At 70.5% G+C, this 13,494-nt stretch carries 13 protein-coding genes; 5 read left to right on the top strand and 8 right to left on the bottom strand.

All coding sequences use genetic code 11. From position 1 onward, the window contains the following. Positions 1–28 precede the first annotated feature (28 nt). Together Vqi01_RS21000 and Vqi01_RS21005 are read right to left on the bottom strand one after the other, a co-directional pair. Positions 29–1,600: a sugar transferase gene (locus tag Vqi01_RS21000; protein WP_204036547.1), complete on the bottom strand. Its 1,572-nt coding sequence runs from the start codon at positions 1,598–1,600 to the stop codon at positions 29–31. A gap of 268 nt (positions 1,601–1,868) precedes the next feature. Beyond that, positions 1,869–2,729, bottom strand: coding sequence for an Fpg/Nei family DNA glycosylase (locus tag Vqi01_RS21005; RefSeq protein ID WP_204036531.1), 861 nt, complete (start codon positions 2,727–2,729; stop codon positions 1,869–1,871). Positions 2,730–2,753: 24 nt separating this feature from the next. On the opposite strand from Vqi01_RS21005, the gene Vqi01_RS21010 reads away from it, so the two are divergent. Next, positions 2,754–4,022 (top strand): glycosyltransferase, encoded by a 1,269-nt coding sequence (locus Vqi01_RS21010; protein WP_204036532.1) that lies wholly within the window; start codon positions 2,754–2,756, stop codon positions 4,020–4,022. A 456-nt stretch (positions 4,023–4,478) separates the two neighbouring features. On the opposite strand, the gene Vqi01_RS21015 is transcribed toward Vqi01_RS21010, so the two are convergent. The 5 genes from Vqi01_RS21015 to Vqi01_RS21035 all read right to left on the bottom strand — a co-directional run bounded on the left by Vqi01_RS21015 (position 4,479) and on the right by Vqi01_RS21035 (position 8,057). Next, entirely contained in the window at positions 4,479–4,826 is a 348-nt protein-coding gene (locus Vqi01_RS21015; RefSeq protein ID WP_204036533.1) for a hypothetical protein, read from the bottom strand. A gap of 132 nt (positions 4,827–4,958) precedes the next feature. Next, the gene (locus tag Vqi01_RS21020) at positions 4,959–5,672 is read right to left on the bottom strand and encodes a CDP-alcohol phosphatidyltransferase family protein (RefSeq protein WP_204036534.1); all 714 of its coding nucleotides are present in this window, start codon (positions 5,670–5,672) and stop codon (positions 4,959–4,961) included. After that, positions 5,656–6,723 (bottom strand): iron-containing alcohol dehydrogenase family protein, encoded by a 1,068-nt coding sequence (locus Vqi01_RS21025; RefSeq protein ID WP_204036535.1) that lies wholly within the window; start codon positions 6,721–6,723, stop codon positions 5,656–5,658. Before Vqi01_RS21025 ends, Vqi01_RS21020 begins: the two co-directional genes overlap by 17 nt. Next, positions 6,711–7,442, bottom strand: coding sequence for a phosphocholine cytidylyltransferase family protein (locus Vqi01_RS21030; RefSeq protein ID WP_204036536.1), 732 nt, complete (start codon positions 7,440–7,442; stop codon positions 6,711–6,713). The genes Vqi01_RS21025 and Vqi01_RS21030 overlap by 13 nt, the downstream gene beginning before the upstream one ends. 165 nt (positions 7,443–7,607) lie before the next feature. Then, entirely contained in the window at positions 7,608–8,057 is a 450-nt protein-coding gene (locus Vqi01_RS21035) for an NUDIX domain-containing protein (RefSeq protein ID WP_204036537.1), read from the bottom strand. A 112-nt stretch (positions 8,058–8,169) separates the two neighbouring features. Between Vqi01_RS21035 and Vqi01_RS21040 the strand changes: the two genes are divergently transcribed. After that, positions 8,170–9,264 carry an aminotransferase-like domain-containing protein gene (locus Vqi01_RS21040; protein WP_204036538.1) on the top strand — a complete coding sequence of 365 codons (1,095 nt, stop codon included), beginning with the start codon at positions 8,170–8,172 and terminating at the stop codon, positions 9,262–9,264. Between the two features lie 518 nt (positions 9,265–9,782). Next, positions 9,783–10,841 carry a magnesium/cobalt transporter CorA gene (gene corA / locus Vqi01_RS21045; protein ID WP_239098552.1) on the top strand — a complete coding sequence of 353 codons (1,059 nt, stop codon included), beginning with the start codon at positions 9,783–9,785 and terminating at the stop codon, positions 10,839–10,841. A 95-nt stretch (positions 10,842–10,936) separates the two neighbouring features. On the opposite strand, the gene Vqi01_RS21050 is transcribed toward corA, so the two are convergent. After that, positions 10,937–11,749 (bottom strand): hypothetical protein, encoded by an 813-nt coding sequence (locus tag Vqi01_RS21050; RefSeq protein ID WP_204036540.1) that lies wholly within the window; start codon positions 11,747–11,749, stop codon positions 10,937–10,939. 59 nt (positions 11,750–11,808) lie between these two features. On the opposite strand from Vqi01_RS21050, the gene Vqi01_RS21055 reads away from it, so the two are divergent. After that, a complete protein-coding gene (locus Vqi01_RS21055) occupies positions 11,809–12,339 on the top strand; it encodes a peptidylprolyl isomerase (protein ID WP_204036541.1) in 531 nt (176 codons plus the stop codon). 165 nt (positions 12,340–12,504) lie between these two features. Then, on the top strand, positions 12,505–13,413 hold the full coding sequence (locus Vqi01_RS21060) for a rhomboid family intramembrane serine protease (protein WP_204036542.1): 909 nt from the start codon (positions 12,505–12,507) through the stop codon (positions 13,411–13,413). The last annotated feature ends 81 nt before the right edge of the window (positions 13,414–13,494 follow it).

Raw genomic sequence — 13,494 nt, forward strand, 5'->3', positions numbered from 1 at the left:
TCGCCGGGCGGAAGGGCAGACCACCAGGTCAGTACGCGCCCTTGCGAGCCACCACCACACCCACTGTCCGCCACAGAATGCTCAGGTCGTACGCGAGCGACCAGTTGTCGACGTAGTAGAGGTCGAGCCGAACCGCCTCGTCCCAGGACAGGTCGGAACGGCCGGACACCTGCCACAACCCGGTCATGCCGGGGCGGACCAGCAGTCGGCGCCGCACGTCGCCCAGGAAGTCACCATCGTCGGCGGGCAGCGGGCGCGGACCGACCAGCGACATCTCGCCCTTGAGCACGTTGATCAGCTGCGGCAGCTCGTCGAGCGACGAGGCGCGCAGGAAGCGGCCCACCGGGAAGACCCGAGGGTCCTGCTTCATCTTGAACAGCATGCCGTCGGTCTCGTTCTGGTCGACCAGGCTGGCCAGCCGGTCCTCCGCGTCGACGTACATGGTCCGGAACTTCCACACCCGGAACGTGCGTCCCTCGTGCCCCACCCGAGGCTGGCGGAAGAAGACCGGACCGGGGTCGGAGATCCGGATCGCGATGGCGATGGCGACGAAGACCGGGATCAGCAGCAGCAGGCCGAGACCAGCGCCGACCCGATCCATGATGCTCTTGGCCAGCAGCGCCGGCCCGGACAGGGTCGGCTCCTCCACGTGCAGCAGCGGCAGGCCCTCGATCGGGCGGATGTGCACCCGGGGCCCGGCGATGTCGGTCAGCTGCGGAGCCACCACCAGGTCGACCCCCGAGCCCTCCAGCTGCCAGGCCATCCGGCGCAGCTCGCCCGGCTCGGCGCTGGCAGAGCCGCAGACCGCGATGGTGTCGCCACCGACCTCCCGCACCAGGGCCAGGATGTCGCGGCCGGCGTACACCGGGACCGGGGTCTGCACCCCCTTGGCCGCCGCGTACCCGTCGGTGATGTGGATGGCCACCGGAACCAGCCCGGCGGAGGGGTTACGGGTGACCGCCGTGTAGACCTCCAGGCACTCCGGCAGAGTGCCGACCAGCACCATCCGGTGCGCTGCCTGCTGGATGTTGCGGCGGACCACGTGCAGCACGAACCGGGCCAGGATCCGGCCCAGCAGGATCAGCAGCAGGGCCATCAGCAGCGCGGTGCCCACGGTGAACCGGGACAGGTCGGTCTTGGTGGCGAAGGCGATGAAGGAGACCGCCGCGCAGACGGCCACGCCGGCCCGGATGACCCGCTTGAACTCGTCCGGCCCGAGCCCCAGGCAGCGCCGGTCGTAGGCGCCGTTGAACCAGAGGATGCTCAGCCAGCCCAGCGGCAGCAGCAGGAAGGCGACCGTGAAGAACCAGGTCGGGTCGTTCTGGGCGTTGTAGAAGCCTGCGGTGGCCTGGTCGAAGCTGTGGATCGCGGTGTAGCTGGAGAAGGCCGCCGCCGCGAAATCCAGCAGCAGCAGGATCGCGGTGTAGGGGCGATGCCAGCGGGAGACGCGCCGCCGGGCCCGGGCCCAGGCTGACCGGGGTACGCCGTTGTGGGACGGCTGATTCGGCGGCTGGATCTCGAAGCTGTCGGCGTGCCGCACGGGTCTGCTCCGGCCTTCGTTGGTTACCGGGCGCTGGAGGCTAGTCGTCACCTCACCCATGTCCTCCCGCATGACACGCGCCGCTCACTCGCCGTGAGGGGCGCGGGTCGCCCACCGTTCCAGTCTTCCACGCGGAATCCGTCGCATCGCCGACCCCGAGGGACATTGCGCGGCGGGCTCGTCTTCGCCTGGCATCTGGCCGGCTCCACGCCATCCGGAAGCCGGGACCGAGCCACTATACCGATGGATGGCGGCCCGGGTAGAGCGACCGACCGGTGGTTGTGCACCCCGCGTCCGATTCCGCTCCGTAGTCGGCGAGTGGTGTTACTCACCGTACGAGTCTGGACAACCGTCGGTCAGCGAGGGGTTTGCCCCCGGTCTGGCACGTCGGGCAGTACTGGAGGTCGGAGTCGGCGAACGAAACCTCCCGGATGGTGTCGCCGCAGACCGGGCAGGGCAGGCCGGTGCGGGCGTGCACCTTGAGCCCGAAGCGCTTCTCGCCCTTCAGCTCCGCGGCCCGCTGCCCCAGCGAACGGGTCACCGCGTCGCCGAGCACCCGCCGGGTCGTCGCGTGCAGGATCGCCATCTGGTCGTCGGTCAGCCGGTTGGTCAGCACGAAGGGTGACAGCTTCGCTGCGTGCAGGATCTCGTCCGAGTACGCGTTGCCCACCCCGGCCAGCACCGCCTGGTCGGTGAGCACTCCCTTCACCTGCCCCCGGCGGCTGCGCAACGCTCCGGCGAAGGTGCCCAGGTCGGCTGAGAGCGCGTCCGGCCCGAGCTTGGCCACGCCCGGCACCGCCTGCGGATCGGTCACCAGGTAGGCGGCGAGCTTCTTCTGCGTACCGGCCTCGGTCAGGTCGAAGCCGGAGCCGTCGTCGAGGCGGACCCGCAGCGCGATCGGCCCCTTGCCCGGACGTAACGGGACGGTCGAGGCGAACGCCTCGCGGTAGTGCAGCCAGCCCGCTCGGGCCAGGTGCACCACCAGGTGCAGCCCGCCGTCGAAGACGACGTCGAGGAACTTGCCGTGCCGCCGCGCGTCGGTCACCGCCCGGCCGGCGACAGCGGTCGGAGCCGGATCGTACGTCTTCAGGGCGCTGATCGCGGCGATCTCCAGCCGTTCGACGCGGCGGCCCACCGCGCGCTGCCGCAGGTAACCCGCGAGCGCCTCCACCTCCGGTAGTTCGGGCACCATCCAACGGTAGCCTTCTTTCCCGTGAGAATCGTGGTGGCGCACAACCGGTACCGGGAAGCTCAGCCCTCCGGCGAGAACACCATCGTCGACGCGGAGATCGCCCAGCTCACCGCGGCCGGGGTGGAGGTGCTGCCGTTCCTGCGCAGCTCCGACGAGATCGCTTCGATGCCGACGACGGCCAAGGCGCTGCTGCCGATCTCGCCGATCTACGCGCCCCGGGCCCAGCAGGAGCTGGCCCGCCTGCTCACCGAGCACCGGCCGGACGTGCTGCACCTGCACAACCCGTACCCGCTGCTCTCGCCCTGGGTGGTGCGGACCGCCCACCGGCACGGGGTGCCGGTGGTGCAGACGGTGCACAACTACCGCCAGGTCTGCTCCTCTGGGCTGTATTTCCGCGACGGCAGGATCTGCCAGGACTGCCGGGGCCGGGTGCTCGGGGTGCCGGCGGTGGTGCACCGCTGCTACCGAGGGTCCCGGGCGCAGAGCGCACTCATGGCCACCACGCTGGCCGTGCACCGGGGCACCTGGAAATCGGTGGACCGGTACATCGCCCTGACCAGCGCGGTCGCTGACCATCTGCGCGACTACGGCATCCCCGATGAGCGGATCGTCGTGAAACCGAACGGGATCCCCGACCCCGGCAGCCCGCCGCCGCTCGGCCAGGGCTTCCTCTTCCTCGGCCGACTCTCCCCGGAGAAGGGGCTCGGCCTGCTGCTGGAGGCGTGGCGGCGGCACCCGGACGGCACGCTCGGGCCGCTGCGCATCGCCGGTGACGGCGAGTTGCGCCCGCTGGTCGAGGCGGCGGCGGCCGAGCGCTCCGACGTGACGTACCTCGGTTCGCTGGACCGCGCGGGCGTACGCGACGCGTTGGCCGCGAGCGCCGTGGTGCTGGCCACCTCCACCTGGCACGACGTGCTGCCGACGGTGATCATCGAGGCGCTGGCCAGCGGTCGGCCGGTCCTCGGCACCGCACTCGGCGGCATTCCGTACCTGGTCGGCGCGGACACCCCCCGGGAACCCGCCGGCACCGGCCCGGCCGCCGTCGCCTCCGCGCCCGTCGGGGGTGGATCGGCCGTCGGGGTGAGTGCCCTGCCCATCGGGATCCTGACCGGAGAGGCCGGCTGGGTGGTGCCCCCGGAGCCGGCCGCCATGGCCGCCGCGCTGCCGGTCGCCGCGGCCGGCGCCGCCGCGCTCTCAACCGCCGCGCGCTCCCGCTACGAGCGCACCTTCCACCCCGACGTGGTCACCAAACGCCTCATCGACGTGTACGCGGCCATCGCCCGATCCTGATCACCTCCATTCCGCCGGAATGGGGGCGCTCTCAGGGCCGATCGCCGAGGTGGCGGAGCCAAGGTTGAGGGGCCGTACCAGCATCTCCAGGTCGGGGCCACCTCGTCCGGCTGAAGGCGGACCTGAGCGACTTTGGTGCCTGTCGAGCTGAACCGCATACGCTATCGGCGGCCCCTCAGCACTCCTGGAAAGCCGGTCAGTGCTTAAGTACCGCACCCCGCGGCAGGTCACCGCGATCCGTTGACGCAGTCAGCTCGACAGGGCCCACATGAGAGACTGTCGGGTAACCGGATGACTATGCGACGAGAAGTCGCTCAACGTTGATGCGTCGGGCGGCTGCCTGGTGTGGACAGGGCTGTGGCAGGAGGCGCAGAGCACCAGGGGTCTTGCGCCGCCCGTTTGGCCATGGCCGTCGCCCACCGGGGCTGATGCGGCCCGCGGCCAGTGTGGTGTCAGCTAGTAGGAGGTGAGCTTGTAGGAGAGGAACTGGCCGGGGTTCCAGCTCCTCCAGATGCCGAGCCCCATCCCGTGGCCGGTGCAGTCGTCAGTTGCGTAAGCGACGGCGTACACGGGGGTCCAGGCGATGAGCGTGACCGCGTCCTGCATCGGGTGGCAGTTGTCATCGACCGCGGTGTGCCGGGCGACCACGTAGGCGCTTTTCGCGGTGTAGAGGACCAGGCCCTGGTCAGGCGACTTGAACGTCTCCCGCTCCGGCGCGGTGGCGGCCGCAGGCGCGGCGACCAGAGAGGTGGTCAGGGCTGCGGCGGCGAAAACCGAGGCAATCCGCTTGGCGGTTCTGCGCATGAGGTCTCCAAGGGGGTGGGATGGCATGGGGCCGGGAATGGCATCAGCCTCGACCCTAATCGAACTCTATCGATGGCAGTCTCCCATGGAATTGATTGAGGTGTCAACGATCGCCGATCGTTCCGACCCCTTCTACAAAGAGGCGCGGGCGGAGAAGGCGATGCTGGCGAGGAGGAAGCCGCCGTTGACGACGGTGAAGGCGACGACGACCCAGAAGGTGAGCGCCGGAGCGAAGGCCAGCACCAACGCGGCTACGAAGATCACTGCGCCGTAGTCGCGGATCAGCTTCACCAGGCGTACGGGTAGGGAGGTGGAAGTGACCATGCTGGCGGCGTTGGGGCCGGACTGCATGACCGAGGTGACCAGGTTGACCATCCAGGTGCCGGCGAAGGTGGCCACCAGCCAGGTCGGCGTCTCCGGTCGCTGCGCCACGGCGGTCGCGCCCAGCGCGGCGACCAGAGCGATCTGGGCCGCCACGTCGCAGAGCACGTCGACCCGGGCCCCGGCTGCGCTGCCCTGCCCGGTCACCCGGGCGAGCTGACCGTCGGCACAGTCCAGGGCGTACGCGATCTGCCAGCCGACCAGGGCGAGCAGCCCGACCACCCAGGCCGGTACGTCCCCGGCGGCGACCGGCCCGGCGAGCGCCACCACGGTGACCGAGGCGGCCAGCCCGAGCACCAGGTTGGTGATGGTCAGCGCGGTCGGGCGCAGCCCGAGCCGCTGGGCGACCAGCGCGAAGACCGCGCCGATCCACTGGCTGACCGACTCGCTGAACAGGCCGCCGCCCCGATTGACCCGGTGGAAGTCGGCGACCGTGGGGCGGGATGGCTCAACCAAGGTGCTCACGGAGGGCGTCAACGTAGTCTCCCAGCCGGGTACGAAGGGCGTCAGCGGGCAACGCGAGGTGTTCGAGGATGGTGTAGCGGTCCGGGCGGGTGTTCGGCGCGAAGACCACCGCCTCGACGAACTGCTCGTCGGTGAGCCCGAGGTCGCCCGGCCGGGTGGCCAGACCGTGCCGGTGCAGACAGCGGGCGAGCTGGCCGAACCGCTCCAGGTCGCCACGGAGAAAGGTGCAGAACAGCGCGCCGAGGCCGACCTGCTCCCCGTGCGAGGCGGTGCCCGGGTACAGGTGGTCGATGGCGTGCGAGATCTCGTGATCGCCGCCGCTCGCCGGCCGGCTGGAGCCGCAGATCGACATCGAGATGCCGCCCAGGATCAGCGCCTCGGCCAGCGTGGTCAGGAACGCGTCGTCGGTGATCTTGCCCGGGTGGTTGACCAGCGCCTCCGCCCCGGTCCGGGCCAGGGTCACGGCGAGCCCGTCGATCGGCTCGCCGCGGACCCGATGGGCCAATTCCCAGTCGGCGCAGGCGCTCAAGTTGCTCACCGCGTCGCCGATGCCGGCCTGGGTCTGCCGGTCCGGCCCGTTCTCGACGAAATCCAGGTCGACCAGGACGGCGATCGGGATGTGCACGCCGTACGAGCCCTTCCCGCCCTCGTGGGTCAGAGACGCCACCGGGGAGGCGATGCCGTCGTTGGCGAGACTGGTGGCCACGGTGACCATCGGGATGCCGTACCGGGTGGCGGCGTACTTGGCGGTGTCGATGGTTTTTCCGCCGCCGATGCCGATGACCGCGTCGTAGTGCCGGCGGCGCAGCTGGTCGCCCAGCTCGTTGGCGGAGTCGACGCTGCCCCCGGCGACGGTGAACACGTCGGCCGATCCGAGTGACGGCAGGCACAGCTCCACGACCTTCTCGCCCTGCCCCGGGCCGACCACCACCGCCACGTCGCCGCCGCCGGAGATCCGCCGGTCGGCGAGCAACGCACCGAGGTTGGCCACCGCGCCCCGGCGGACCTCGATCGACAGTGGCGTCGTGACGGTACGCGCTAGTAGCGGCATGCGATCTCCCGCGCCCGGGCCAGGTCGTCGTGGTTGTCGACCTCCACCCAGGCGACGTCACCGATCGGGGCGGCCCGCACCTCGCCGCCCCGGTCGGCGAACTCCTGGTACCCGTCCTCGTAGTACAGGTCCGGGTCACGCCGCCAGGTGGCCTCCAGCGCGTCGGCGAGGGCGTCGGCCACGTGCGGCTCGATCAGCGTCGCCCCGATGTACTCGCCGTACGCCTCGCCCGGGTCCATCAGCTTGGTGATCCGGGTGAGCTGGCCGGCGGCGTCGAAGGTGGTCTTCATCTCCTCCTCGGCCAGCGGCTTGATGGTGTCGATCGCCAGCAGGACGCCGGGACCGCGCTCGGCCAGCAGGGTCTTCTCCACGCTGACCGGATGCACGGTGTCCCCGTTGACCAGCAGCACCCCGCGGGAGAACCAGTCGCGGGCCAGCCAGAGGGAGTACGCGTTGTTCCACTCCTCGGCCTTGTCGTTGTGCACGAGGGTGAGCGTGACGCCGTACTTCTGCTCCAGGTCGGCCTGGCGCTCGCGGACAGCGTCCGCGGCGTAGCCAACCACCACCACTACGTCGGTGAGCCCTACCTCGGCGAAGTTGCGCAGTGCGATGTCGAGGATGGTGATCTCGCCGTCCACCGGCACCAACGCCTTTGGCAGGGTGTCGGTGTACGGGCGCAGTCGACGGCCGGCTCCGGCCGCCAGCACCATTCCAACCATGCCGACATCGGTTCCTGTTCTTGGAGCATCCACCGAAGGAGGATAGCGCCGCCCGTTGTGCGGCCGTCGCCGGTCAGCCGGCCAGCAGCGCAGCGTGCTGCCGGCGCGGGGCGGGCCCGACGCTGTCGCTCCCGTCGGCGGCGCGGCCCCGCTGCACCGAGGCGCTCACGAACCGGTCGACCTCAGCACGGCGAAGGCCCGCTCCGCGATCTGCCGGATCAGGCCGTCGTTGACGTCGCGGTGCTCGTCGAGCAGGTCGAGGTCGTCGGGGCCGAGCCAGCGGTACTCGGTGTGCTTCTCCGCCTCCAGCACCGGCGCGGCCAGGTCACCGTCGACCCGGACCAGCCAGTCGGTTTCGACCCGGGCCAGGCCGTCGTCGCCGACGTAGTGGTACTCGCCGACCCGGCCGAGGATCTCCGACACCCGCCAGCCGGTCTCCTCGGTGACCTCCCGGCGCAGGGCCTCCTCGACGGTCTCGCCCGGTTCGAGGTGCCCGCCGACGATGTCCCAGCAGTTGGGGAAGAGGCGCCGGTGCGGGGAACGGCGCTGGAAGAAAAGGCGTCCATCGGAATCGACGATCAGCGCTCCGGCGCAGCGCAGCGGCTCGGTGGGCATCTGCGAAACAGTAGCCGCTGCGCACCGGCGTTCACCCGTCCCGGTGGCTCAGGATGCGGACATCGCCGTGCCGTCCGCGTAAGCCCCACCACCGCCCGTACGCTGAACAGCCATGACCGCCGAGCAGCTGATCTCCTTTGCCCGTGGGGCCCCCTCGCTGGACATCGTCGATGTCGAGGGACTCAAGGCCGCCGCCGTCCGCGCCTTCGACGCCGATCCTGCTGGGGTGACCGCCTACGGCACCTCGGTCGGCTACCTTCCGCTACGCAGATGGATCGCCGAGAAGCACGGGGTCGAGGCGGATCAGGTGTTGGTCACCAACGGCTCGTTGCAGGCCGACGCCTTCCTCTTCGACCACCTGGTCCGGCCCGGCGACGCGGTGGTGGTCGAGCGGCCGACCTACGACCGAACCCTGCTCAACCTTCAGCGAGCCGGCGCTGACCTGCACGGGGTGGCCGTCGAGCCGGACGGCCTGGACACCGTCGAACTGCGCAAGCTGCTGGAGTCCGGGGTGCGTCCCCGGCTGGCGCACATCATCCCGAACTACCAGAACCCGGCCGGTGTCACGCTGTCCCTGGACAAGCGTCGCGAACTGCTCGACCTCGCCGCCGAGTACGGTTTCACGATCTTCGAGGACGATCCGTACGCCGACATCCGGTTCCGCGGCGAGCCGCTGCCGTCGATGCTGTCGATGGACACCCGCGACGTCGTGGTGCACGCCTCCAGCTTCACCAAGACGGTCTGCCCCGGCGTGCGGGTGGGCTACCTGGTGGGCCCGGCGGGACTGATCGCCGACATCGCGAAGAAGGCCACCAGCCTCTACATCTCCCCGGGCATGGTCTCGGAGGCGATCGTGCACCAGTTCTGCGTGTCGGGGGACATCGAGCGGTCGATCGAGACGGTCCGGGCGGCCCTCGGTGAGCGGGCCCGCGTGCTCGCCGAGTCGCTGCGCCGGCACATCCCCGAGGCAAGGTTCGTGGAGCCCGACGGTGGTTACTTTCTCTGGGTCGAGCTGCCCGAGGACGTCGAGGTCGACAAGCTCGCCCCGGCGGCGGCCGAGCGCGGCGTCGCGGTCGTCAAGGGCAGTGATTTCGTCATCGAGGGTGGGCGGCACGCGCTCCGGCTGGCGTACTCGGCGGTGACCGCAGATCGGATCGACGAGGGTGTCCGGCGGCTGGCCGAGGCGATGGAAGCGGTCCGTGGCTGAGCTTCTGTCAGAAATCTGACAGAACGCGGATCCGGCTCGCCTCGGGACTCCCGCTCGCGCGGCTGGCAGCTCACAATGCTGCGAGCGTCACTCATCATGCGTACCGGATGACAGGCCGGCTCTGGTCGTGGCGGTCGTCCCCGGCGCGGCCCGGCCGCCCGCACGCTGGTGGGGCGCAGCCAGCACAACCCCCGCCCCCACGGCGCCGGGCGGGCCGGATCGGCCCCTCACCCCCCGGATGCGGTCCGGTCCGTCCGGCGCCACCCTTCGTTCTCCGTCGTGTCGCTGCCTGCCGGGCAGCATGCTGGTCGTTCATCGCCGACGTCTCGATGACCGGCGCGGCGGCGTAACCTGCAAGCCGGCAGCCGAGCGTGGGAGGGGGCCGCATGGCGAATCGGATCCAGCGGGGACGGACTACCTCCACCGACGATCACCGGGTCAATCCCGACGGCGGTCAGGCCGGGCTCCCGGACAGCGGCCGGGTGCTGCGGCCCCGCAACTGGTCACCGGTACGCGCCGTGACCCGCCGGCTCAATTCCGATGGCACCCCGCCCTCGGAGAACCCGGCCGGCCCGCGGCGCAGCGCGACGGTCGACTGCGGGCTCTACCTCGACGGCCGGCGGCAAGCCGGTGACTGGGACTACGCCAAGGCGCTGGCCGCGGCCCGCCGCGCCGAGACCGGCTTCGTCTGGCTCGGGCTGCACGAGCCGGACCTCACCGAGATGACCGAGATCGCCGCGACCTACGGGCTGCACGAACTGGCCGTGGAGGACGCGGTCAAGGCCCAGCAGCGGCCCAAGCTGGAGCGCTTCGGCGAGGTCAGCTTCCTGGTGCTGCGGACCGCCCGGTACTGCGAGCACGCCGAGCTGACCGAGAACTCCGACGTGGTGGAGACCGGGCAGGTGATGCTTTTCATCGGGCCGCAGTTCCTGATCAGCGTCCGGCACGGGGACGCCTGCCGGCTGGCACCCGTTCGGGAGGAACTCGAGACCCGGCAGGAGCTGTTGCTGCACGGTCCCTGGGCCGTCGCCTATGCGATCACCGATCGGGTCGTCGACCTCTACCTGGAGGTGGCCGACCGGCTTGAGGACGACATGGATGTGCTGGAGACGGAGGTCTTCGACCGCCAGTCCAGCGGCCGAATCCAACGGATATACCAGATGAAGCGGGAACTGGTCGAGTTCAAGCGGGCGGTGATGCCGTTGCAGCGCCCGCTGCTCGCGCTCGCCACACAGATGAACCGGGACGTGCCCAAGGAGGTACGCCGCTACTTCCGCGACGTGCAGGACCACCTCAGCCGCACGGTGGAGCAGGTCAACTCGTACGACGATCTGCTGAACTCGATCCTTCAGGCGCGGCTCGCCCAGGTCACGGTCGACCAGAACAACGACATGCGCAAGATCGCCGCGTGGGCGGCCATCGCCGCCGTCTGGACCGCGATCGCCGGCATCTACGGCATGAACTTCGACTTCATGCCCGAGCTGAAAATGACCTACGGCTACCCGGTGGTCCTGGCCCTGATGCTCACCATCTCCCTGACCCTCTACCGCTGGTTCCGCCGCAACGACTGGCTCTGACCCGCCTCCACCACCTCCACCCCGCCGATCCCGGTGGGGCGGTGACCCGAAGTGCGAGATCGGCGGGGCCGGAGGAGGGTTGGGGAACGGCGGGGTCAGGCGCGGCCGTTGGAGTTGCTGGCGGACTTGTCGACCGCCTTGCTGACGTTGTCGGCGGGGCGTCCGCTGGTCGTGCGGGCGCCCTCGGCGACCGAGGGGACCTTGTCGGTCGGGGTGATCTTGGACGGTGCGGTCGCCGTGCTGGTGGTGGAGGCGCCGTCGCCACCGGCCACCGCCGAGCTGCCCGCCCCGGTCGGCGCGATCGACGCCTTGCTGCCGGTGCCCGCCCCGGACGTACGCACCTCGAGGGTCTCCACCTCCTCGCGCATCGGCTCCAGCGAGGCGCCCGTCTCGTACTCGGTCCACACCTGCTGCTCCCGGTAGCGCCGCAGAGCCATCGCGCCGGCCAACCCGGCCACCGTGCCTGCGGCGAGCAGGCCGGCCATGGTGAGCCCGCCGCGGCGGGACTTCTTCTTTGCCCTCATCTTCTTCGCCTTCCTGGTGACCGCGGCCTGCTTGGCCGCGGCCTTTCCGGCAACGGCCTTTTCGGCCGCCTCGACCCGTGCCTGACGCACCGCCACAGCCAACGGCGCGAGCGCGGCGGCCGTCGTCGCGAAACCGCTCGAGGCGCGGTCCCGGACCACGATGGCGGCCGGTGCCACGGCACCCCGAGCCGCGTGGACCCGCGGACCGACTGTGGCGCCGGCCCCTCGCGCCGCGTGCGTGGCGGCCTGTCGCAGGTGGCCGATGCCACGGTTCAGCTCCACCCGGGCCAGTTGTCCCTGGGTCTTGCGCCGCCCGATTCCAAACACGGTCCCACCTCCTGGGAGTTGCTCTGTCTCATCCTCCACCTTCGGATGCCTCCGCATGTCCAGATCGGGCACATGGGAGGATCCGCATGGAACTGACCAACGAGTGAGGAGTACCCGTGGCCGAGGCTGTCTACGCCACCTTGCACACCAACGCCGGCCCGATCCGGCTGGAGCTCTTCCCCCACCACGCGCCGAAGACCGTCCGCAACTTCGTCGAGTTGGCCGAGGGCACCCGTCAGTACACCGACCCGCGGACCGGTCAGCCGGGCAGCGGCCCCTACTACGACGGCACCATCTCGCACCGGGTGATCAGCGGCTTCATGATCCAGATGGGTGACCCGACCGGCACCGGCCGGGGTGGCCCCGGCTACACCTTTGCCGACGAGTTCCACCCCGACCTGCACTTCAACCGGCCGTACCTGCTGGCCATGGCGAACGCCGGGCCGGGCACCAACGGCTCGCAGTTCTTCATCACCGTCTCGCCGACGCCGCACCTGAACAACCGGCACACCATCTTCGGGCAGGTGGCCGACGAGCAGTCCGCGAAGGTGGTCGACACCATCGCCAACACCCCGACCGGCCCGAGTGACCGGCCGCTGCAGGACGTCGTCATCGAGCGCGTCGAGATCGAGCGCCAGTCCGCGTGAGTCGACGCGGCACGAATCCGCTCGGCGACCGTGCTGGCGGGCATCGCTCGTTCCGTCCGCCGGCCGGGCCTGGGCGCGGCAGTCGGGCCACGGCGGGGTCACCTGTTCGGTGCAGCGAGGTACCTTTGCTCGCATGACTGAGCGCTCGGGCACCTGGGGCAAGCGGTGAGTGAGTCCCCACCGACCACCCCGGCCTGCTACCGCCATCCCGGCCGCGAGACGTACGTCCGATGCACCCGCTGCGACCGGTCGATCTGCCCGGACTGCATGCGAGAGGCGTCGGTCGGTTTCCAGTGCCCGGAGTGCGTGGCGGAGGGACGCCGCAGCGTGCGGCCGGCGCGTACCGCCTTCGGTGGGGGTACCGCCGGCCGGCACGGCTACGTGACCAAGGTGCTGATCGGCATCAACCTGCTGGTCATGTTGCTCTCCATCGCGGCGGACCGGGGTGGGGACGCGGCGGCTGGCGGCACCGGCTTCGGCGGCCTGCTGGGCGGCGGCACCCCGCTGACCGAGTGGGGCGCCGTGCTCGGCCGGGCGATGTTCCCCGACGGCACCATCGGCGGGGTCGCGGAGGGCGAGTGGTACCGCCTGGTCACCGCGATGTTCCTGCACTACGGCGTGGTGCACCTGCTGCTCAACATGTGGGCGCTCTGGGTGCTCGGCCGATCGCTGGAGGCGATACTCGGCCCGCTGCGCTTCGCCGCGCTGTACTTCATCGCCGGCTTCGGCGGCAACGTCGCCATCTACCTGTTCACTGCGCCCAACCGGATGTCGGCCGGCGCCTCGACCGCTGTCTTCGGCCTCTTCGCGGCGATTTTCGTGATCATGCGGCGACTGGGCCGGGACACCTCGGCCATCGTGCCCATCCTGGTGATCAACCTGATCTTCACGTTCGTCGTGCCGAACATCTCGATCGCCGGGCACCTGGGCGGTCTGGTCTTCGGCGCACTGATGGCCCTGGTGCTGGCGTACGCCCCGCGCTCGCACCGGATGTTGGTGCAGGCCAGCGGTGGTGCGCTCATCCTGGTGGCGTTGCTCGGACTGGCCCTGGTACGGACCGCCGCGCTGCTGTGATCGACGCGGTCTGATCGCCGCCGCCCGGCCCGTGCGCGTTGGTCGGGGCTGTCGGGCCTTCCTGTGCGGGGTGGCCGCCGT

Source organism: Micromonospora qiuiae, from assembly GCF_016863555.1.
GTDB lineage: Bacteria > Actinomycetota > Actinomycetes > Mycobacteriales > Micromonosporaceae > Micromonospora > Micromonospora qiuiae.